Source organism: Mesorhizobium sp. B2-4-2, assembly GCF_006442845.1.
In the GTDB taxonomy this organism is placed as follows: Bacteria; Pseudomonadota; Alphaproteobacteria; order Rhizobiales; family Rhizobiaceae; genus Mesorhizobium.
Map to the genome: position 1 here is coordinate 90,848 of NZ_VFVM01000009.1, position 21,446 is coordinate 112,293.

The 21,446-nt window shown below is 59.3% G+C and carries 17 protein-coding genes and 1 tRNA gene; 8 read left to right on the top strand and 10 right to left on the bottom strand.

What is annotated here, in order from left to right; all coding sequences use genetic code 11:
• Positions 1 to 300: 300 nt before the first annotated feature.
• Together FJ942_RS20315 and FJ942_RS20320 are read left to right on the top strand one after the other, a co-directional pair.
• Positions 301 to 390: transfer RNA gene (locus FJ942_RS20315), tRNA-Ser, on the top strand.
• Between the two features lie 457 nt (positions 391 to 847).
• Positions 848 to 2,632 carry an FkbM family methyltransferase gene (locus tag FJ942_RS20320; protein WP_140557223.1) on the top strand — a complete coding sequence of 595 codons (1,785 nt, stop codon included), beginning with the start codon at positions 848 to 850 and terminating at the stop codon, positions 2,630 to 2,632.
• A 332-nt stretch (positions 2,633 to 2,964) separates the two neighbouring features.
• On the opposite strand, the gene FJ942_RS20325 is transcribed toward FJ942_RS20320, so the two are convergent.
• From FJ942_RS20325 to FJ942_RS20340, 5 genes are all read right to left on the bottom strand, one after another.
• On the bottom strand, positions 2,965 to 4,083 hold the full coding sequence (locus tag FJ942_RS20325; protein ID WP_181169988.1) for an acyltransferase: 1,119 nt from the start codon (positions 4,081 to 4,083) through the stop codon (positions 2,965 to 2,967).
• Positions 4,084 to 4,386: 303 nt separating this feature from the next.
• Entirely contained in the window at positions 4,387 to 5,535 is a 1,149-nt protein-coding gene (locus tag FJ942_RS20330; RefSeq protein WP_140557220.1) for an acyltransferase, read from the bottom strand.
• Between the two features lie 169 nt (positions 5,536 to 5,704).
• Positions 5,705 to 5,851 (bottom strand): hypothetical protein, encoded by a 147-nt coding sequence (locus FJ942_RS28690; RefSeq protein WP_181170927.1) that lies wholly within the window; start codon positions 5,849 to 5,851, stop codon positions 5,705 to 5,707.
• 88 nt (positions 5,852 to 5,939) lie between these two features.
• Positions 5,940 to 7,517, bottom strand: a complete 1,578-nt coding sequence (locus FJ942_RS20335; protein ID WP_140498591.1) for a glycosyltransferase — start codon at positions 7,515 to 7,517, stop codon at positions 5,940 to 5,942.
• Positions 7,514 to 8,749, bottom strand: a complete 1,236-nt coding sequence (locus FJ942_RS20340; protein ID WP_140498592.1) for a glycosyltransferase family 4 protein — start codon at positions 8,747 to 8,749, stop codon at positions 7,514 to 7,516. The genes FJ942_RS20335 and FJ942_RS20340 overlap by 4 nt, the downstream gene beginning before the upstream one ends.
• A gap of 794 nt (positions 8,750 to 9,543) precedes the next feature.
• Here FJ942_RS20340 and FJ942_RS20345 point away from each other — a divergent pair.
• The 4 genes from FJ942_RS20345 to FJ942_RS20360 all read left to right on the top strand — a co-directional run bounded on the left by FJ942_RS20345 (position 9,544) and on the right by FJ942_RS20360 (position 13,171).
• The gene (locus FJ942_RS20345) at positions 9,544 to 11,100 is read left to right on the top strand and encodes an FAD-dependent monooxygenase (protein ID WP_140898772.1); all 1,557 of its coding nucleotides are present in this window, start codon (positions 9,544 to 9,546) and stop codon (positions 11,098 to 11,100) included.
• Positions 11,101 to 11,147: 47 nt separating this feature from the next.
• Entirely contained in the window at positions 11,148 to 11,846 is a 699-nt protein-coding gene (locus FJ942_RS20350) for a DUF2161 family putative PD-(D/E)XK-type phosphodiesterase (protein ID WP_140557216.1), read from the top strand.
• Positions 11,847 to 11,891: 45 nt separating this feature from the next.
• A complete protein-coding gene (locus FJ942_RS20355; protein WP_140498595.1) occupies positions 11,892 to 12,299 on the top strand; it encodes a DUF930 domain-containing protein in 408 nt (135 codons plus the stop codon).
• Positions 12,300 to 12,484: 185 nt separating this feature from the next.
• A complete protein-coding gene (locus FJ942_RS20360; RefSeq protein ID WP_140498596.1) occupies positions 12,485 to 13,171 on the top strand; it encodes a TerC family protein in 687 nt (228 codons plus the stop codon).
• Between the two features lie 29 nt (positions 13,172 to 13,200).
• On the opposite strand, the gene FJ942_RS20365 is transcribed toward FJ942_RS20360, so the two are convergent.
• Positions 13,201 to 13,626: a hypothetical protein gene (locus FJ942_RS20365; protein ID WP_140498597.1), complete on the bottom strand. Its 426-nt coding sequence runs from the start codon at positions 13,624 to 13,626 to the stop codon at positions 13,201 to 13,203.
• A 311-nt stretch (positions 13,627 to 13,937) separates the two neighbouring features.
• On the opposite strand from FJ942_RS20365, the gene rimO reads away from it, so the two are divergent.
• Together rimO and FJ942_RS20375 are read left to right on the top strand one after the other, a co-directional pair.
• Positions 13,938 to 15,251, top strand: coding sequence for a 30S ribosomal protein S12 methylthiotransferase RimO (rimO, locus tag FJ942_RS20370; RefSeq protein WP_140498598.1), 1,314 nt, complete (start codon positions 13,938 to 13,940; stop codon positions 15,249 to 15,251).
• A gap of 99 nt (positions 15,252 to 15,350) precedes the next feature.
• Positions 15,351 to 16,457 carry an acyltransferase gene (locus FJ942_RS20375; RefSeq protein ID WP_140818720.1) on the top strand — a complete coding sequence of 369 codons (1,107 nt, stop codon included), beginning with the start codon at positions 15,351 to 15,353 and terminating at the stop codon, positions 16,455 to 16,457.
• Between the two features lie 46 nt (positions 16,458 to 16,503).
• On the opposite strand, the gene FJ942_RS20380 is transcribed toward FJ942_RS20375, so the two are convergent.
• Genes FJ942_RS20380 through FJ942_RS20395 form a run of 4 tightly spaced genes read right to left on the bottom strand, consistent with a single transcriptional unit; the run spans position 16,504 to position 21,247 of the window.
• Complete coding sequence (locus FJ942_RS20380) at positions 16,504 to 17,571, bottom strand: BMP family ABC transporter substrate-binding protein (protein WP_140686426.1); 1,068 nt, start codon at positions 17,569 to 17,571, stop codon at positions 16,504 to 16,506.
• Between the two features lie 51 nt (positions 17,572 to 17,622).
• Entirely contained in the window at positions 17,623 to 18,543 is a 921-nt protein-coding gene (locus tag FJ942_RS20385) for an ABC transporter permease (protein ID WP_140498601.1), read from the bottom strand.
• Entirely contained in the window at positions 18,543 to 19,673 is a 1,131-nt protein-coding gene (locus FJ942_RS20390; protein WP_140498602.1) for an ABC transporter permease, read from the bottom strand. Before FJ942_RS20390 ends, FJ942_RS20385 begins: the two co-directional genes overlap by 1 nt.
• Complete coding sequence (locus FJ942_RS20395; RefSeq protein WP_181165345.1) at positions 19,670 to 21,247, bottom strand: ABC transporter ATP-binding protein; 1,578 nt, start codon at positions 21,245 to 21,247, stop codon at positions 19,670 to 19,672. Before FJ942_RS20395 ends, FJ942_RS20390 begins: the two co-directional genes overlap by 4 nt.
• Positions 21,248 to 21,446 lie beyond the last annotated feature (199 nt).

The following is a 21,446-nucleotide window of genomic DNA, read 5'->3' on the forward strand; positions in this document are numbered from 1 at the left end:
AAAACGCCGCGGCTTGAACGTCGCAGGAGCCAAAGCTTACCTGACTAAGACCAACGACGCCTCGAACCCCTGTCCTTTGTGCGCAGGAATTGTTTATCACGCTATTAATCGATTGTGGCCGGAACCGGGCAAGATTGTGACGCCACCCTGCCCGGCGTCGGCTGCCGGGAAACATGCGGTCCGCGCATGCCGGTTGACAGATCTTTGCCGGGCACACTAGAGCATCAGCAAGATGGCTCTCTTCATTCGCCGCCAGGCTCGAATATCTGATCGAGTGACGCTGGGCGAAGAGATGTCGCTGGAGGGATGGCCGAGCGGTTTAAGGCACCGGTCTTGAAAACCGGCGTGGGCGCAAGTTCACCGTGGGTTCGAATCCCACTCCCTCCGCCATTTTTTGCTATCGAATCGAAATAGCGTCGTTTTTGTTTTCCTCTTGGCGCCTAACTCCTGCGAATAATGAGGGCGGCTACCACCGAAAATACCCAACTTGTTAGCATTGCTTCGGATGGTTGATGTGAACAGCGAAACGGATGGAAGGCAACCCAAGGCTGCACGGCCGGCGCTCATCAGGTACCCGCCCCAACCCGCCTCCTGTTTGGCGCCGGTCATTAAATGTGAGGCCGTGTGCCGCTCGTCATAATGCCCCTGCAATGGATGCCGAGCCGCGACGCACTTGACCGGAGTAATCGCACTTGCAAGGGGATCTCCGGACCCGTTACGAAGCGTTGTTCAGGGTGATGCCAATCGTGGTGAATTCGGCATTAATCGCGTCGCCTAATGAGCCCGCGTGCAATTAGGAATCAACTGCCCGCAATATCCTTCAGATTCTTCGGAAGTGAGACTAAGAATGAAATTCTACGGACAATTCGAGGTTCCTGTCGATCGTTTCATTTTCGAGCGCTATTTCCCCGACCCCGACATTAAGGGCGTATTTATTGAATGCGGGGCTTTTGACGGGCAGACCGAATGTTCCTGTCGTTTCTTTGAAGAAACGATGGGATGGCAGGGATACAACCTTGAACCGGTTCCGTGGATATACGATAAATTGGTCGTTAATCGTCCCAACAGTAAAAACATCAACGTCGGCATGTCCGACAAGACAGGCGTGTTGAATTTCCAAAGCGTCATTCATCCAGTCTACGGGCGAGATACAACGATTGGATCCGTCGATCATGACCCGGTCTTCAAGGAAGCGCTGATAGCCGGCGGTTGTACGTTTGAGGAGATCAAGATCAGAGCCATAAGCTGGCAGGAACTTATTTCGACCCAAAAAATTACGGACGTCGACCTGATGGTTCTCGACGTCGAGGGTCATGAATTATCAGTGTTGTCCGGAATGAGAAATAGCCCTGTGTTGCCCCACGTCATGTGCATCGAGTTTGGTCACGTGGGGTTTGATCAGCTTCGAATAGTCATGGGCGAACTCGGTTACCAATATGACATTCACTCTTTTGCTAACGCATATTTCGTGCGAACGGACATGATACCGCTCATGGCGTTTCGTCGATTGGCGGGAAATAGCGGAACTCAACATCAGGTCGAACAGCTAAGTGCTGAAATCGCCGACAAACAGATCGAGATTGATCGACTCAACAATGAAGCGAAGTGGCTTAAGGAGCGCGAGAAAGAACTCGTAGAACTTGTAGAGACGATGACGAATTCCAGGGGCTGGAGGGCCTTGGAGGTGTTGCGAAACCTTCGGCATCTAAAGCGAACCAACCGCAAACCAGATGTGATTGGGACGTCTTTGCACGCAACCAATGACAGCTCCTCGGAACGAGTCCGGACAGATCCGGCAACTCCAAGCCACGGAATTAACACCGCGCCCGAATCGGTGGCCAAAGGTTTGCAGGAAAGAGTTCGGAAGCTTGAGGAACAGGTAGAACTTGTCGAAACTCATCATATACGTGGATTCTGGCACACGCTCGACAAGATTGACGACCTGGCACTACCGTCGCGCCAGTTAAAGTGTTTAGTCTGCGACCATGACGACTTTAGAGACGGCTTCGAGATTCTCAGATCAGAATGCATTTTCAACGGGGGGCGGCTTGAGCGATACCGCTGCCCAAACTGCGATTGTGTCTTTGGCGGTCAAAAGTTTCTCGATCTCGACGAGGCCATGACCGATCTCGACTATCGATTGCTCTATTCTCGTTATCGTGAAGGGAACACTGGAGAAAACGAAAAGAGAACTTTCCAGTCGCTTCGACCCGTCCGGGGAGCTACCTACGTAAATTGGGGTGCAGGAGTCTGGAACGACACAACTCAAGTATTGCGTGCCGACGGGTATGACGTTTGGAGTTTTGAACCCAACGCGCCATCTGAAGCGCCTTTTGTGAAAATTGATCGATCAGATTTAGGGAGCGATCTTGCAGGTATTTTTTCTAATAACGTGATTGAACATTTTAAGGAGCCAATCGTTCAGTTCCGCGAGTTTCAGCGCGTACTCGCACCAGGCGGCAAAATGGCACACTCGTCTCCCTGCTACGAATATCTTTATCCCATAACACGTTTTCATACGATATTTCTCCTCGGCCGATCACCAGACATATTAGCTGAGAGAACAGGTTTTCGCATCACAGACAGAGTCAAGGATGGTGAGTACAACAATGTTGTATTCGAAAAGATTTGAAATGAACGGGACAGGACAAGGACAGGTCCGCTATGTTCCCAAAGCGAGGCACCTCGGCATCCTGGCAAGAACCCCCTTTATCTATCTGGCACTGATGTCGCCATCGAACGTGGACAGGGTAGTTCCAGGGCCAGCGGCCGTGCGATTTCTCGCGGGCACCTGTCGCCGGGTCAGAAGGTCGCGATCGGCTGGCGTGGTCATTGATGATCATGGTCGCTTCTCTCGTTTATGGCCGGGCCCGGGGCTGCTCTAGGCTGTAGCGCAGCGCTCGCCGTCCAAGCATCAGGAAGAGATCTGGCCTTGCGGAGCGGATTGTACGGCGGGATCGGTTGTTATGCTGCCGGTACTGCTGCCGGCGCCACTGACGCGCGCGATGCGGTCAGCAACCGCCCCAGCTTGATGCCGCCCTGTTCGAACCATGTTTCCGAAAAGCTTGCGAGCGGCAGCGTGAGCAAGGTTGTTGCAAGACCAAGAATGATTCCCATCTCCAGGGGATGGGTTTCACTGAGACCAATGTCCTTGATGAGCGCGCCAACAACCCACATCACCGGGACATTCAGGAGATAAAGGCTGAAGCTTACGCGACCAAGGAACCGCGAGGTTCGGGTGTTGAGGACGTCGTAAAACAGCCCGGCTTTCGCATGGTAGGCCGAATAAACCAAGCAGCAGGCTAGCATCACTTGGCTTATGGTGGCCGTTGTCGAATGCAGGGGAACGACCAACCGGGCGAGCAGAAAGAAGGCCACAGCGATCCAGATTGCTTGCTCGTTGAGCGCCGACGCCTTGGTGTCGGCCAACAGCACACCCGCCATGAACGCGAACAGCACCGCCGACATATTGGGTAGGCTCAGCGTTAAAAATGGAGCTTCGATCGCTGTGATCGAAATAGCCAAACAAACGGCTGTACCTATAATGCCCCACCTTGCGCCAATAAAGAACGCCAGCAACACAAAAGGAATTGCCAGCACTTCCGCCTGCAAGGTCCATGTGGCTCCCTGTACCGTGATACGTCCCAAGGTGGCGTTGACCAACACGGAACTGAGGTCTGCCGCCGCTGCCAAGTGAGGACTGCCCGCAAACCACGGAACATTGGTCAGCGACACCCCCAATACAAAGCAAAACGCCATGCAGAAGATCACCGCGGGATACAGGCGGCACAGCCGTCGAACGATGAACTTGCAGCAGATCGACCACGCCGGCCCGGCCGTCCGGGCAAGTGAGAGCTTGAGGACAAAGCCGCTCAGCACGAAGAACAGGAGCACGGCGCTTTGCCCGTTTGAGACGGTGAGCGCGACCTTGGTTGCTATGTCTCTGAAAGAGCCCAGACTTTGAGCGGGAGGGTCAAGGACGGCAATCGTCGAGGCGCTTTGATCGAGAATGGCGTGGTAGAAAACCACAGCAACCGCAGCCACGCCACGAAGGCCATCCAGCGCGGAACTGCGCTCGCTCATGAAAATCATGCCTCCGGGAAAACTGGAATACTTTTACATTTGCTACTATTGATGTCAACTTACTAATTTAGCGCAGCTGACGTCCTATTTCGACGGCACGTATACAAGGATAAGGCGATGGAAACCTAACTGAAAGCCTGGAGCGGTCGGCTCTGAAAACATGACAGGAGTAGGCACCATCCATGTGTACCGTCGCCGCAATCTTGGTCTGCTTGGTCTGGACGGTTTTACCTACCGATCGTCGAGCTGCGCCACCTGATAGGGTACTGAGGCGCTGGAGCTTGAATGCCTTCCGCAGCCGAGCTAAGCAGCGGCAGGGAGAGAGTTGGCGGGAACCGGCTCGATGTCTGGCAACCGGGAAACGATCGGCAGGCGCAAACGGGCCGCCAGGCGCTTGCCGAGATTATGGCCGGGCGTCTCAACGACTACATGGAGCACCCACGCCAGTCCGGTTGCGCCGGCTGTGATGATGATCAGGCTCAGCCACGCCTTTACGCCAAGATCGATCAAGACGCGCAGGCCGGCATAACCGGCGACGCCATGAATCACATAGAGCGGATAGCTGATGTCGGCGAAGAAGTCGCCGACACGGGTCCGTTGGAAAAGTTGCGGGAAGCTGGCGGCAAAGGCGAAAACCAGCACAGCGAAACCATAGGTCCACGCCATCGAAGCAAGGCCGGGCATCGCCTGTCCGAGCAGAATCGAAAACCCGAAAAACAAGCTTGCACTGAGAAACAATGACCGTTCGGCGGTGAGCGCGCCAACGTGCAGATAGTGAAAAACAACTCCGATGAACATGAAGATCAGGAATGGAATCGGCAGGACCGCGATCTGGCCGTAACCGTTCCTGATCATGTAAAACTCACCCAAGGCTAGCGCCGCGGGGATCGCGAAAACCCAGATCGAGCCGCGCCGAAACAGCGCAATGCCAAGAGCACAGACCAGATAGAACTTAATCTCGATCTCTAGCGTCCAGACGACCCCGTCGATGCTCGGCATCCCGAAGAACTCACGAAGCCCCGGCAGATAAAGAATGGAGACTTCGCTGATGCTGAACGGCCATTGAACACCGAAATATCGCCCGACCAGCCAGATCGACAGAATGGTGATCGAAAACCCGGTCATGTACAGCGGGATGATTCGAAAAAGGCGCCCGACGAGAAATCCCTGCCAGGTCATATTGCGAAGCGAAAAAGGGATGACGAAGCCACTCACCAGAAAGAAGAGCGCGACGCCGAACGCACCCCAATTGAACTGAGGCACTGTCGTATGAAGCCAGCGCAGGTACGTCGGAAATGCAAAGTGCTCCGGCAGCACGGGCGCGTGGGCCAGGCTTGCGACAGCATCGCGCAACGTCCAGAAATTGTAGGTATAATGCGCGATCAGGACACAGAGGGCCGCAATGCCTCGCAACGTGTTTGCGAAGTCGACCCGCGATGTGCTCCTGTCCATAATAGCCTCGTTGCCCCCGACACTGCTTCCACATGCCAAACGGGACCGAATGCAAAGTTGCGACCGCATCCTGTCAAAATGTTCACAGGCCATGGGAAAAGGACGTTTTTTGTGAAATCACAGAGAATGGCCTAAACTTGGAACATCTTTCGCCAGTGATCCAGCATCTTTAAAGCAAGTACATTTTTGGGTGACGGGTTTTTGGGGCAACGGCGACATCGGCGGCAAAGTTGAATGCAGCGGAAAGTGCCTGTTTCCCATCTTCTCCCGTTTTCAGCTTCCTCAACTGGCCGGCCATTACCAGCTGAATAGCCATTAATTCCGCTTGCATACTGACCATCTGCTCATGGTACGCGTTGAGCGCAGCCCCGACCTTGTCGCTTTCGGACCCTTGCCGTCGCTCTTCATTTTGCCTCGACAGACCGCATCAGGTCCAAATACTCGTCGGCCACCTTCGACCAGGTTCGGGCTGACAGGACTTCAAATAACGGGCGCTGCGCCTGGAAAAGCGTTTCCCTGTTGTCTAGACCCCAAAGGACTTTGCGCAGCATGTCCTCCCGGTCCTGCGGGTCGAAAGTCATGATATCGAGCAGCTTCCGGTCCTTCAAAAGCTCCGTCACAACTGGGATACGGCTCATCACGGATGGTGTTCCCACCGAATAAGCCTCGGAGAAAGTAAACGGAAAGCCACCCTCGAATTGGGTTGGTGTTACGGAAAGGGCCGACAATCTGTACAGCGCGGCCAGCACATGGTTGGGGACGGCGGGCAAGGAAATGACATCCCGTTGCAAGCCGCGATTATCGATCATGTCGCGGATCCTCTGGACCTGGCCAACTCTGCCCGTGAGCACGAGCTTCACCGGCCTATAGTGCTCCCGGAGAACCCTTTCAAAGACTGAGATCAAGCCTTCAATGTTCTTGTGCGGCCGGACTTGAGACGAATAGAAAAGAAATTTCACATCATCGAATTTGAAGCCATTCAAATAGCTGGGTAGGCTGTCTTCTTTCTTCTTCATATATTGGTGCAGGATGTCCAAGGCGCCTCGCCTTGTTTTGTCTCCGCGCTCGATCGAAGCCATATCTACGAAACCGTGGCGAATGACCGATACATGATCGGGATCAACACCATGCCGATTGACGATATGAGTCGCCTTTACGTGATCGCTATAGGTGATAAGGCGATCCGCGCCAGCGATACTCTGCGAGATTCGATGGTGCGCTCTCAGATCGGAGGGGCTGATGAACTGTGCCGGGTGCTCATAGAAAACGATGTCCGGTGCGGCCATGACGACCTTGCCCTGAAGCTTTGACGTCTCCGGCCAGAACATCGAAGGCACATACCAGACGTCGATGTCGCGGCGGCGGTTGAGCAGCCTGACCAGCCTGTTTAGTTCCGCTGCCCGAACGGTGTCGAGCGGGCCGACAGCATTGAGCAGGTAACCCCACCTGATCAGCAACCAGTTCTTGGCCCTGTAAAACCGACCGCTCCTTACCCTCCGCAGCAATCGTTTTGCCGCGTAGAGGCCAGCCACGATGACTGCGGAAAGCAGCACTGGCAACGCCATGATCACAATGAGAAAAGCCAGCAAAACGACGCCGAGCAGAAATACGAATATGGAAGAATTCGACAGCCAGCGCACCACGAGGCTGACCCCATCAACCAAAAGATTGAACACCCGCTTTCGTTTTAATTTGGCCGGCCGCTTGATCGCCCCTGGGGAAAACCAGGTTTTGATCCTCCACAATTTTATCAGATACGGCTCGCCTTTTGTCGTAACTATATCGACAGACCCGGGCGGCACTCCTGCGTCATCGAGAAGGTTGATGATGTCTGTCTTCAGCCATCCCGGCCCCGCAACGGTGACTGCTATTTCCCCTGAATTCACAGCGCCCCGGATGATGAACCCGAGCAGCCTGGTAATGCCCTCATGCGGCACGAGTTGCCTCGGTGTGTATCCGAGAAAGATCCCCATTTTCTTCATGCCGAGATCCCCTTGAGCATACGCCAATAGTCCGACGCGTAGTGCTGCCAGGTGTGCTTCGACAGCGCCTCTCGACTGGGTAGCTTGGCACGCAGAGGCCCGGCCGCGCGTTCCATCGCCTTTAGAGACGCGGCCATTTTCGGCGCTGAGCGGGCATTGAAAAACTCTATCGGAATTGCGAACCGCTCACCGATGTATCGCATTTGTGGATAGCCGCTTGAGAGAGAGGGTGTCCCCAGCCATGCGGCTTCTGCGACTGCGAAAGTCCCGTTGTCGTATATGGTCGGATGCCAAAGAAACGCCGCGCCGGTCACAGTCGCGGCGTATGCGGCGTCGGAAAGCTCCCCAACGAATTCGACATTCCGTCTGATCGATGAAGACGAGCGGATCTTTTTCTGAATTTCCTGAATATAGGGGATATTCCGGAACCAGTCCGGAGCGTCCTCATTGTCCGGGTTCATATAATCGGAGAATGGCCCCATGACCTTCAAGCGCAGTTTGCCCCCAAGCAGGTCGTAATATTCCATGAGCGCATCGAACGCCCGTAAATGATTCTTGTGCTTGGTAGTGTTGGTGGGCCACACGAAGTAGCCCTCTCCCTTTTTCTTTGATGGAGCTTTTCCGGAAAGGGGCGTGGGATCGAAATCCATCGGCGCGAGATGGACCCTGGTCCGCGGAACCCCGACATAAGAAATCACATCTTCAGCTGTTTGCGGCGTCGTAGTAATTACCGCGCTTGCCTGCCTAACTGTCTGCAAGAACGGTAGGTCGTAGCTTCCGCTCGCATTGCCTTCGAAAATCTCAGGCACATAGCGCTGGATGTAGTCCGTGGCAAAGACGACATAGGGACGAATCGGGGCAAGTGGTTTATTGGTGCGATCAGAAACAACGAGCCAGAGATCGGAATCCGCGAAGTTCTTAATGCCGTCGATGGGCATCTGGTAGATGTCAAACGGCAAATCCACCGTTCGGCCCTGGTTAGCATTAGCGATGTGGATTGCCTCTGGTGAGACATCGGACCACTCGAACTCCACAATATCGACGCCGTCCTCTAGGGCATCGGTGAAATTGGCCGCCAGGTCGTACACCCCGGCGAGAACACCAATCCTCACTTTGCACGGCTCACCGGCACGCTGGCTGCCCGCTCGGATCATACGCGCTATGGTTTTGGTGACCCGTAGCGAGCCCCCCCGATACGGGAAAGGTAAGATGATGGTGATGTGCTTGAGCAATGTCTGCCGTCTCGCCCCTGAAAAGATGTGGCTCTATAGCGCGGGGAAGATTGCACAGACAACCTGTATTGCTGTTTGCAATGACGCAACGCGCCACATGACGGCAATCGCTCTTACGGATTTGTATAGGCAGTGTTGCTTCTCAGCCGGCTGACACGTTTATCAGTCCGGCTGATGGCGTGCCATCAGTAGGCGCACCGACAGCCACGCCGCCCGGTATCTGTGTGGGGCTTGCCGTATCCGGTGTGCCTCCGAGGATGAGAGCTGATTGGCCAAGCCTGAACTCGCCCTTGAAGTCGGCGCACCATAGATCGTTGGGCCGCATCGCCTGTGACGTGCGGCGACCTGGAGCCCTGCGAGCCGACGTGCCAAACATAACGCTTTATGAACGCATCCGCCGTCAGGAAGCCCTTAGGGTTGTACCACGGGAATGGCGCCCTGGAATACCATTCCATTCAAGCCGACCGACAGCGAAATTGCCACGAGACGAGCGAATCGAATAAGGCATCGGGCGGCGCTTCATCGGTTCAAGCCTGAGCGGCCATGATTCCGTTCGGCGTCGGCCGCAACCCCGTCTGTTGCGGATTGCTCACCGCAACGCTATAGAGCCGGTGTCGGAAAAGGCAGACTTGGTTTGGTAAGCCCAAGTCCTTTCGGTAACGAAAGTTCTGGTCTTTGGCCTCCTGCAGGAGATCCCCACGACGAACATCGGACGCTTCTCTCGCGTCCAATCGTTCGTCCGTGTTCTCAAATCCGAGGAATGCTCCGGTCGAACATCGACAAAGGAGCAGTTCATGCACAACCGCCATCTCGATTCCCATGACGTAATAATCGCTGGTGCAGGCCCTGTCGGCCTGTTCCTCGCTTGTGAGTTGCGCGTCGCCGGCCTCTCGGTGCTGGTGCTGGAGCAAGCCGAAGACCCGCACTCCCCGTTGAAGCAGCTTCCGTTCGGGCTGCGCGGCCTCTCGGTGCCCACCATCGAAGCCCTCTACCGTCGCGGTCTGCGGGACGACATCGCCGCTCCACAAAGTGCGAGGGATGGGACGGGCAACGGTGGCGCTGCGACTGGTGCGCACTGGCTGAATCAACCGCGCCGTCCGGGTGGCCATTTCGCAGGTATCCAGTTCTTCCACGATGCCATCGACGCCGCGAAATGGCCCTACCGGCTCCCAGGTTCGGCCACCGCCGCAATCGCAGTCGAGATGGCGCATCTCGAATCAGTCTTGGCCGCGCGCGCAATCGCAATGGGAGTCGAGATCAGGCGCGGCTTCGGTGTCGAGGATTTCGATCAGACGCATGAAGGCGTGACCGTTCGCGCCGGCGGTGAGATTTTTCGGGGATTTTGGCTCGTCGGCTGTGACGGCGGGCGCAGCACGGTGCGCAAGGCCGGCGACTTCGCGTTCGTCGGTACCGATCCGGAATTCACAGGCTATTCCGTTCAGATCGAAATGGCCGACCCGGACAGGCTCACGCCCGGCCGCCACTACACGCCGACCGGCATGTACACTTATCAAAGACCCGGTACTGTCGCGATGGTCGAGTTCGATGGTGGGGCTTTCCACCGAACCCAGCCAATCACCTGCGACCACGTGCAGGCGGTTTTGCGCCGAGTATCCGGCGCGGACCTCACGCTGACGGCCCTCAAACTCGCCGCCACCTGGACGGATCGCGCCCACCAGGCAACGACCTACCGCAAGGGACGAGTGCTGCTTGCCGGCGACGCCGCGCATATCCATTCTCCCTTGGGCGGCCAGGGTCTCAACCTCGGGCTCGGCGACGCGATGAACCTTGGCTGGAAGCTGGCCGCCACCATCCGCGGCGACGCGCCGGACGGTCTGCTCGACAGCTATGTCAGCGAACGCCATCCGGTCGGGGCGCAAATCCTCGACTGGTCGCGCGCCCAGGTCGCGCTCATGCGGCCAAGCCCGGCAACGCGCGCGCTCGAAACCATCATCCGTGACCTGATCGACACGCGCGACGGCGCGACATACTTCGCCGAACGGGTATGGGGTATTTCTCTTCGCTACGATCCTGGCAGCGGCCACCGGCTGGTCGGGCGCAGTGTTCCCGATTTCGAGCTGATCCAAGGAAGAAAAATCGGCGGGCTCCTCAGCCCGGGCAAGGGCCTGTTCCTTGACTTTGACGCTCGCCCATCGCTTGAAGCGCTTGCAGGCCGCTGGGGCGACCGGATCACCTACGTCGCCGGTAAGGCCAGGGATCAACTGGGCCTGAGCGCCGTGCTCGTGCGCCCCGATGGCTTCGTGGCCTGGGCCGCTGGGGATGACCCCAACCCGGAGGAAGCCGCTCAAGCCGCATCACGATGGTTCGGCGAACCCCGGAAAGGCATGTAGGCCTGCTCCCGAGGCTTTTCGTGCCGAATCGGCTAAGCCTTGGGCCTATGAACGAAACCTCACTCTACGCGCCGGTGAAGCGGTTTCTCGAAAGCCTGGATTTTGCCGTTAAGGGCGAGATCGGCGGCTGCGACATTGTCGCGCTGCGTGAGGGGGAGCCGCCCGTCGTCGTCATTTGCGAGTTGAAGCTGGCGTTCAATCTCGAACTGGTGCTGCAAGGCGTCGACCGCGCGACCGCCTGCGACGAGGTGTGGCTGGCCGCGCGCATGTCGGCCAGGGGCAAGGGACGCGAGAGCGACGCCCGGTTCCGCAATCTTTGCCGCCGGCTTGGCTTCGGCCTGCTCGGCGTAACAGCGAGCGACCGGGTCGAGGTGCTTCTGAGCCCGGTCACCGTCACGCCGCGCAAGAACCCACGGCGCCGCTCGCGGCTGGTCGACGAACATCGCCGGCGCCGCGGCGATCCGGTCGCGGGCGGGGGATCGCGCAATCCCATCATGACAGCATACCGCCAAAGCGCCCTCGCCTGCGCCGCGGCATTGGCCGACGGGCCCAAGCGCCCGCGCGATCTCAAGGCGCTGACGCCGCTTGCGCCGAAAATCCTGCTGCACAATGTCTATGGCTGGTTCGCGCGCGTCGACCGCGGCGTCTACGATCTGACCGACGCCGGCCGTGCCTCGCTGATGCGTTGGCCGCAGCCGTCGCACGATGAATCCCGACACGGGATTTTGAACGCGCCGAGTGGCTGAGCGCGGGACAACGCCCGGCCCTTTGGTTGATTTTTCAGACAAAATATGCTGCTTGTCCCGCCCATGAAGACACTCTGCACGACGGTCATGGCGTTCTTGACCCTGGCTTTTCCGGCCAACGCCATGGACAGCGCCTTGCGCGCAGGCCTCCTGAAACTCGACCCGCAAACCCGCCTCGAACAGCGCTGTGATGCTGAAGTCCTCGACCGGATCACCCATGACGACCGCAAGTACAAGGCGGATCGGGTGGTCGCTTACGCCTTTGCCACGCCGGTCATGAGCGACGACGCCATTAAGAGCCCAGGAGCCGCCTTCCGCAGCAAGGGGCAATGGTACCGGCTGAAATTCAAGTGCGAGACGGCGCCGGACCATATGGAGGTCTTACAGCTCCGCTACCGCATCGGCGACGAGATTCCAGAGACCGACTGGGCAAAATACAATCTCTACGATTAGGTTTTTCACTGCCGTTTCGACTCGCTCGGCCGCGATTGTCGAATCCCCTCAATGGCGCCGCTGCAACGAAAGCGGTTTTGCGGCGTTGCCCGAAGCGATGTCTTGACGGCAAGGAACCATGCCTTTAGGGCGGGCTGGGCGATCGACAACGAACACTCGGCGAACAGGCAAGGGCTTCCAGGTCGATGGAAATATTTACTGCCGCAGGCTTATCGGCCCTTTTTCAGGTAATCGCGATCGATCTTGCGCTGGCTGGGGACAACGCCATCGTCATCGGCCTTGCGGCGGCCGGCTTGCCGGCCAGTCAGCGCAAACGGGCCATTCTGGTCGGCATCATCGCGGCCACCGTCCTTCGCATTTTCTTCGCCCTGATCACGCAATGGCTGCTGACAATTGGCCCCATGCTCCTCATCGCCGGCGGCCTGCTGCTGCTTTGGGTATGCTGGAAGATGTGGCGGGAGCTGGGTGTCAGCCACGAGCAGGAGCGCGACGCGACCGAAGCGCTGTCGAATGGCGATTTCGACAAGGATGGGACCATCGCCGGCAAGTCGCCGCGCAAGACCTTCTCGCAGGCCGCGTGGCAGATCGTCATTGCCGACGTCTCGATGTCGCTCGACAATGTCCTGGCCGTCGCGGGTGCGGCCATGAACCATCCGACGGTGCTGATCATCGGCCTCGCTCTGTCGATTGCGCTGATGGGCTTCGCCGCGTCCTTCGTCGCGCGCCTGCTGCACAAATACCGCTGGATCGCCTATATCGGCCTGCTGATCATCCTTTACGTCGCCGTGAAGATGCTTCTCGACGGCGCCGTGCAGCAGTTTCCCGACCAATTCGCTTTCCTGGCGCCGTGGTTCGGGTCGAGCGGCCACTGAGCTGGAGCCCTTGCGCCCGCCGATGTTGGTCAGTTTGAAATTGCAGCATAGTGGTTCATTCTAATTGGAATTGAACCGGTGCCCATCGGCGCGAAGAAGCACGTCCACCTATATCGCTGGTAAGGATCAAACTTCATATGGGGAATGATCGTTCGATAAAACGTCATTAGACGCTCGCAGATGTGGTATCGATCATCGGGCGCAGCCTGGACACGTTCTCTCGGGATAAACCACTCTGCTTCTTGTGGCTCATTCAAGTAGGTAGGGTGCAGCCTGACAAAATAGCCGTCTTTGGTCATCCTGACATCGTTGGAATCGATGGGGCGGCAATCCTTGTTTCCGCAGCAGTCATAGTGAAGAACGGGATCGGTCTTGCCCGTATACCAACCGTGTGCGTCCGCATCGCCGGGCAGCACAAGCCACGCCAATGCAATATGTCCTAGCAACTGTTTCATGGGACTAGCCCCTCACCATTCTGCCTATAGCATATTAGTGAGTCCTAATCATAGCGCTGAAAGTCGCGTTGACTGGCTGCCATTACCCGGCAATTCGCTTTAAGAGCCGCGAACCAACGGCTTTCGGCTTCTTCGCTTCGATCTGCACAACGAGATCGCCGATGTCGCAGAGCTTGCCTGTTTGCCTGTTCGGGCGAGCCGTGCTATTGCGCCGCCCGAATTGAGCTCCCGCCAGAGCCGTGCAAACCGTTATATGTCGAGACTTCGAGCCGGATCAGCGTTTCCGGTTCATGTCCATTGGAACCTTGCCCATGTCCGCCCCACGCGTCAGCTTCGTCAGTCTCGGATGCCCCAAAGCCCTGGTGGATTCCGAACGCATCATCACGCGCCTGCGCGCCGAGGGCTATGAGATCGCGCGCAAGCATGACGGTGCCGATCTCGTCGTGGTCAACACTTGCGGCTTCCTCGATTCCGCCCGTGATGAATCGCTCAACGCCATTGGTTCGGCGCTTTCGGAGAACGGCAGGGTCATCGTCACCGGCTGCCTGGGCGCCGAGCCCGATGTCATTCGCGAGAAGCATCCCAACGTTCTCGCCATCACCGGTCCGCAGGCCTATGAGAGCGTCATGGCGGCCGTGCACGAGGCTGCGCCGCCGAGCCATGATCCCTATATCGATCTGCTGCCGCCTCAAGGCGTCAAGCTCACGCCGCGCCACTATGCCTATCTCAAGATTTCGGAAGGCTGCAACAATCGCTGCACCTTCTGCATCATCCCGGCGCTGCGCGGCGACCTTGTCTCGCGGCCGGCGGCCGATGTGCTGCGTGAAGCCGAGAAACTGGCCAAGGCCGGCGTCAAGGAACTCCTCGTCATCTCGCAGGACACCAGCGCCTACGGCATCGACATCAAATACCAGGCCAGCATGTTCGGTGATCGTGAAGTGCGGGCGAAATTCCTCGATCTATCCGAGGAACTGGGCAAGCTCGGCATCTGGGTGCGCATGCACTATGTCTACCCCTACCCGCACGTGGCCGACGTCATCCCGCTGATGGCCGAGGGAAAAATCCTTCCCTACCTCGACATCCCCTTCCAGCATGCGTCGCCGCAGGTGTTGAAGAACATGCGCCGACCGGCACATGGCGAAAAGACGCTCGAGCGCATTCGCGGCTGGCGCGATGTGTGTCCCGACCTCGCCATCCGCTCGACCTTCATCGTCGGCTTTCCCGGCGAGACCGACGAGGATTTCGAGATGCTGCTCGACTGGCTGGACGAAGCGAAGATCGATCGCGCCGGCTGCTTCAAATATGAACCTGTACGGGGCGCGCGCTCCAACGAACTCGGCCTTGAGCAGGTGCCGCAGGAAATCAAGGAGGCGCGCTGGCACCGCTTCATGCAGCGCCAGCAGAAGATCTCGGCGACGCAATTGGCCAAGAAGGTCGGCAAGCGCCTGCCGGTGCTGATCGACGAAGCGCATGGCACATCGGCCAAGGGCCGCACCAAATACGATGCGCCTGAGATCGATGGCTCCGTCCATATCCAGTCGCGCCGCCCGCTGCGCGCCGGCGACATTGTCACCGTCAAGGTCGATCGCGCCGACGCCTATGATCTCTACGGTTCGGCCGTCTGAGGACCACGATTTACCACATTTCGCGATAGTTCCGGCCATTTACCCTGTTTGGCCGCCGCCTGCCTTATGGTTTCCGGACCGTAAACGCAGGAACTCAGGATGGACCCCAGACCTGTCCGCCAGGATTATATCGCGACGCTGGACCTGTTGAGGCTGGCGGCGGCGCTGGCCGTTGTGCTGTTTCACTATTTCTTCCGCGGCGCGGCTGCCGACGGCTTTCTCACGACGGGCTATCCTCATGCCGCTCCACTCGCTCTGTACGGCTATCTCGGCGTCAATCTTTTCTTTCTGATCAGCGGTTTCGTCATCGCATGGTCGGCGGAAGGCGGCGGCTGGGAAGAATTCGCCGTCGCGCGTTTCGCGCGTCTATATCCGGGCTTTCTGCTCTGCATGACGATAAGCTTCGCGGTTATCGCCTTTTCCGGCACGCCGCTGCTCCCAGCCTCCTTCAGCCAGTATCTCGCCAATCTCACAATGTTCGCGCCGGCCGTCGGCCAACCTTTCATGGACGGCGTCTACTGGTCGGTCGTGCTTGAAGTGGTTTTCTACGGCTGGGTGACGCTGGCCCTGATTGCCGGCGTTTTCCAGCGATGGAAATTGGGGCTGATCCTCGGCTGGCTGGCGATCTCGGCGGTCAATGAACTCTTGCTCGGCAGCGGCGCGGCGCGGCTTCTGTTTCTCACCGAGTTCGGGCCGTTCTTCGCCGCCGGCATGCTGGTCCATCATCTCCACGCGCATGGTCGCTCAGTGCCGGCCTTGCTGTTGCTGGCGGCGGCCTTCGTGCTCTCCAGCTATACGCTATCGGTGACGCAACAGTGGATGATCGGGCATTATGGCATTGCGGTCTCGTCCGCCCATCTCGTGGCCGCCAACCTAGCGATGCACGCGGCGCTGATCGGCGCTGTCCTGCTGCGCGACCGGATCAGACCGTCGCCGCTCACGCTGGCTCTCGGCGGGCTGACTTACCCGCTTTACCTTCTTCACCAGAATGCCGGCTATCTCTTCATCAACGCCTTGACGCCGCTGGCCGGCAAATGGGTTGCAGCGTGGACCTGCGTGGCGCTCATGGTTTTGGTGTCGTGGGCGATCTGGCGCTATTTCGAGCGGCCGGTGCAGCGTTGGCTCAGGATTCGGCTCAGTCTCGTGGTGGACGCCGGCCTGGTGCGGTTTCGCCATGTCTCGGTGGCCGCGCAAGCCGCCGAATGAGAAAGGGCGCCGCGCGGCGCCCTTCCCTGACGAACGTACGTAGAGCTTATTGCGGCAGCTTGTCGTCGACGCCCTTGACGTAGAAATTCATGCCGAGCAGCGTGCCGTCATCGGCGACCTCGCCGTCCTTCAGCCATGGCGAGCCGTCCTGCTTGGCGATCGGTCCGGTGAAGGGATTCCAGCCGCCGGCAATTTTCTTTTCGGTCGCCTCGGCCATTGCCTTCACGTCGTCGGGCATATTGGTGTAAGGCGCGAGCTTCACCGCGCCGTCCTTGATGCCGAGCCAGACATTGTCGGGCTTCCAGGTGCCGTCGATCGCTGCCTGAACCCGGCTGGTGTAATAAGGTCCCCATTCGTCGGTCAGCGAGGTCAACTGCGCGTTCGGCGCGAACTTGATCATGTCGGAGGACTGGCCGAAGCCGTGCAGCTTGCGCTCCTCGGCCACCTGCAGGGCCGCGGTCGAATCCGTGTGCTGGACGATGATATCGGCTCCCTGGTCGAACAGGGCCTTGGCCGCATCGGCTTCCTTGCCCGGATCGAACCAGGAATTCACCCAGACGATCTTGGCCTTGAAATTCGGATTGATCGACTGCGCGCCGAGCATGAAGGAGTTGATGCCCATCACCACTTCCGGGATCGGGAAGGAGACGATGTAGCCGGCGACGCCGGACTTCGATTCCTTGGCCGCGATCTGACCGAGCACATAGCGGCCTTCATAGAAGCGCGCATTGTAGATGCCGAGATTGTCCGCCGTCTTGTAGCCGGTGGCGTGCTCGAACATCACCTTGGGGAACTTCTTGGCGACCTTCACTTCGGCGTCCATGAAGCCGAAGGACGTGCCGAAAATGATCTTGCAGCCTTCGCGCGCCAGCCGCTCGAAAGCACGGTCGGCATCGGGGCCTTCGGAGACGTTTTCAAGATAGGCGGTCTCGACCTTGTCGCCGAGCGCCTTTTCGACTTCGAGGCGGCCCTGGTCGTGCTGGTAGGAATAGCCGAAGTCGCCGATAGGGCCGGTATAGACCCAGCATGCCTTCAGCTTGTCGGCGGCCTCCGCGGACGCGACCAGCGAAAATGCCGCTGTCGTCGTCATCAGGGCAATAAGCAGTTTTTTCATCGTGTTACCTCTCTGAGTTAAGCCTTGGAGCTTCCCGTCTTGTTATTGTTGTCAACGATCCGGAACGAATGGCTGCCCCAAGGAAGCCGGTGTGTTCATCATCGTCAGACGCTTGTTGCGCGAGATTAGAACGAGAACCACGACGGTCGCCAGATAGGGCAACGAAGAAAGCAGTTGCGAAGGCACTGGAATGCCAAAAGCCTGTGCATGAAGCTGGCCGATCCACACCGCGCCGAAGATATAGGCGCCCGCCAGCACCCGCCACGGCCGCCAGGACGCGAACACCACCAACGCAAGCGCGATCCAGCCGCGGCCCGCGCTCATGTTCTCGACCCATTGCGGGGTGTAGACCAGCGAGAGATGGCCGCCGGCAAGACCGGCGCAGGCGCCGCCGAAGATCACCGAGAGATAGCGGTAGCGGATGACCCTGATGCCGAGCGCATGCGCCGAGGCGTGGCTGTCGCCGATCGAGCGCAGCGTCAGCCCGGTGCGCGTCCGGAACAGGAACCACATCACCGCCGCCGTCAGCGCTATCGAGATGTAGAACAGCGGATCCTGGCCGAACAGCAGTCTGCCCACCACCGGGATGGAGCTGAGCCCGGGAATATCGAGATTGGGCAACCTGACGCCGGGCTGGCCGACGAAACTGGTTCCCATCATGCCGGAGAGGCCGAGGCCGAGCAGTGTCAGCGACAGGCCGGTCGCCACCTGGTTGGTGGCCAGCGACAGCGTCATGACGGCAAACAGCAGCGAGAACAGCGCGCCCATGGCGATGGCCGCCAAGAGCCCGATCCAGGGCGAGCCGGTCAGATAGCCTGCGCCGAAACCGCCGACGGCGCCCATGATCATCATCCCTTCGACGCCAAGGTTGAGCACGCCGGAGCGTTCGACCACCAGTTCCCCGATCGCCGCAATGAGCAGCGGCGTCGCCGCCGTGGCGATGGTCAGGAGGATGTTGACGGTGATGTCCATCAGCGGGCTTCCTTCAACTTTGGCGCGGCCTCGAGCTTCGCGGCACTCTCCGATTTGGTCAGCGCCAGACCGATCAACCGGATGCGGTAATGGATGAGCGTGTCGCAGCCGAGCACGAAGAACAGCAGCATGCCCTGGAACACGCGCGCCACCTTGTCGGAGATGCCGAGCGCGCTTTGCACCGCCTCGCCGCCGAGATAGGTCAGGGCCAGCACCAGGCCCGCCGCGACGATGCCGAGGGGATTGAGCCGGCCAAGGAACGCCACGATGATGGCGGTGAAGCCGTAGCCGGGCGAAATGACGGGCTGAAGTTGCCCGATGGCGCCGGAAACTTCCGATATCCCGGCAAGCCCGGCCAGGGCGCCCGACAACAGGAAGGCGAAGAAGACCATGCGGTTGAGGCCGAAGCCGGCGAAGCGCCCTGCCCTCGGGCTGGAGCCGAGCACGCGAACCTCGAAACCCTTGAGCATGCGGCTCATCATCAGCCACACCAGCACCGCCGCGACCAGCGCGAACACGAAGCCCCAATTGGCGCGGCCGGCATCCGGCATCAGTTCCGGCAGGATGGCGGAATCGCCGAATTGGATGGTCTGCGGGAAGCCATGGCCCTGCGGGTCGCGCCAGGGTCCGCGCACCAGCCAGTCGAGGAAGAGCTGTGCGACGTAAACCAGCATCAGGCTGGTCAGGATCTCGTTGGTGCTGAAGCGGGTTTTCAGAAATGCGGGGATAGCCGCGTAGGCGGCACCGCCGACCATGCCCAGCAGAAGCATCAGCGGCAGCACCAATGGGCCCTCGAACCCAGGAAACAGCACCGGAACGGCCGAGCCGAAGATGGCGCCGAAGATGAACTGGCCTTCGGCGCCGATGTTCCAGATGTTGGCCTTGTAGCAGACCGACAGGCCGACCGCGATCAGGATCAGCGGCGCCGCCTTGATCGCCAGCTCGTGCAACTGCCAGACCTGGCTGACCGGCTCGATGAAATAGATGTTGAACGCGCTGAACGGATTGACCCCGAGCAGCGCGAACATGATGCCGCCCGCGATGATCGTCAGCGCGAAGGCGATGAATGGCGACAGCATGGAAAACAGCGCCGAGCGCTGCGGCCGTTTGACGAGTTCGAGGCGCATCATGCCGTCTCCAGCGTGTGTTCGGCGTGGCCTGGTTCGGCGCCGCCCATCAGCAGGCCGATTTTTTCGAAGGTCGCCTCGGCGATCGCCAGCGGCCTGGACAGTTCGCCATTGTGCATCACCGCGATCGCATCCGATATCTCGAACAGCTCGTCGAGATCCTGGCTGATGACCAACACCGCCGATCCGCTGCGGGACAGTTCGATGAGTGCCTGGCGGATATGGGCGGCTGCGCCTGCATCGACACCCCAGGTCGGCTGGTTGACCACCATGACGTCAGGCCTGCGGTCGAGTTCGCGGCCGACGATGAATTTCTGCAGATTGCCGCCGGACAGCGCTGCCGCCTCCGGATCGGGCGCGCTCTTGCGCACGTCCATCGCCTCGATGATGCGCTGGGCGGCGGCATAGACGGTGCCGCTCTTGACCATTCCGCCCGTCCCGACGAAGGTCTTGCCGTCGGTGGCATGGCGCGACAGGAGCAGGTTTTCCGAAAGCCGCATGCGCGGGGCGGCACCATGGCCGAGGCGCTCCTCCGGCACGAAGGCTGCACCCAGCAGCCGGCGCCCGGTGATGCTGAGGCTGCCCGCATCCTTGCCGCGAATGCGCACCGAGGCGGCATCCGGCTGCAGGACTTCACCGGAAACGGATTCGAAGAACTCGCCCTGGCCGTTGCCCGCGACACCGGCGATGCCGATCACCTCGCCGGCGCGGACGGTGAGATTGATATTCTTGAGCGGGATCGAAAACGGCGTCGCCGGCTTGCGGCTGAGGCCGCGGATTTCGAGCAGGGACTGTGCCGTTTCGATGCCCGCGACCGGCGCGCGCACCACGGCCTGCACTTCGTTGCCGACCATCATGCGGGCCAAGGACGCGGCGGTCTCCTCGCGCGGATTGCAGTGGCCGACCACCTTGCCGTGCCGCAGCACGGTGGCGCGGTCGCAGATGCGTTTGACCTCCTCCAGCCGGTGCGAGATGTACAGGATCGATTTGCCTTCCGAGCGCAGACGTTCGAGCGTCTCGAACAGCTTGTCGGCCTCCTGCGGCGTCAGCACCGAGGTCGGCTCGTCCAGGATGATGAGTTGCGGCGTCTGCAGCAGGCAGCGGATGATCTCGATGCGCTGGCGCTCGCCCACCGACAGGTCCCCTACCAGCGATTCAGGATCGAGCGGCAGGCCGTAGCTGTAGGAAAGCGCCCTCGCCTTGGCCGCGATGCTGCTGATCGGGGAGCCGTCATCCAGGGAAAGCGCGATGTTCTCGGCCGCCGTCAGCGCCTCGAACAGCGAGAAGTGCTGGAACACCATGCCGATGCCGAGCTTTTTCGCGACGCCCGGGCTGGTAATTCTGACGGCCTGGCCATTCCAGAATATTTCGCCGGAATTGGGCTCCAGCGAGCCGAACAGCATCTTGACCAGCGTCGATTTGCCGGCGCCGTTCTCGCCGAGCAGCGCGTGGATCTCACCCTTGGCTATGTCGAGGTCGACATGATCGCACGCCGTCAGCGTGCCGAAAATCTTGGTCAGGCCGCGAACCTCAAGCAGATTCGCTCCGTTATGATTTGCACTCACAGTGCCTCCCATCCGGGTTCCCGGATATATTCTGTGTTCCCGCAAGCATCGTATGCGCGGCCAGCTCTCATGCGAAAGCAGCACTCGACTTGAAAGAGCTTCAAGAATTTCAGCGGAAACTCAAGGGCAAAGATCAGTCTTCTTCGCGCAACCACGCGGCGGGCCGCCTTTTCGCGCAAACCGTGCCCGCACCTGCGGCAGAGAGCTCAAA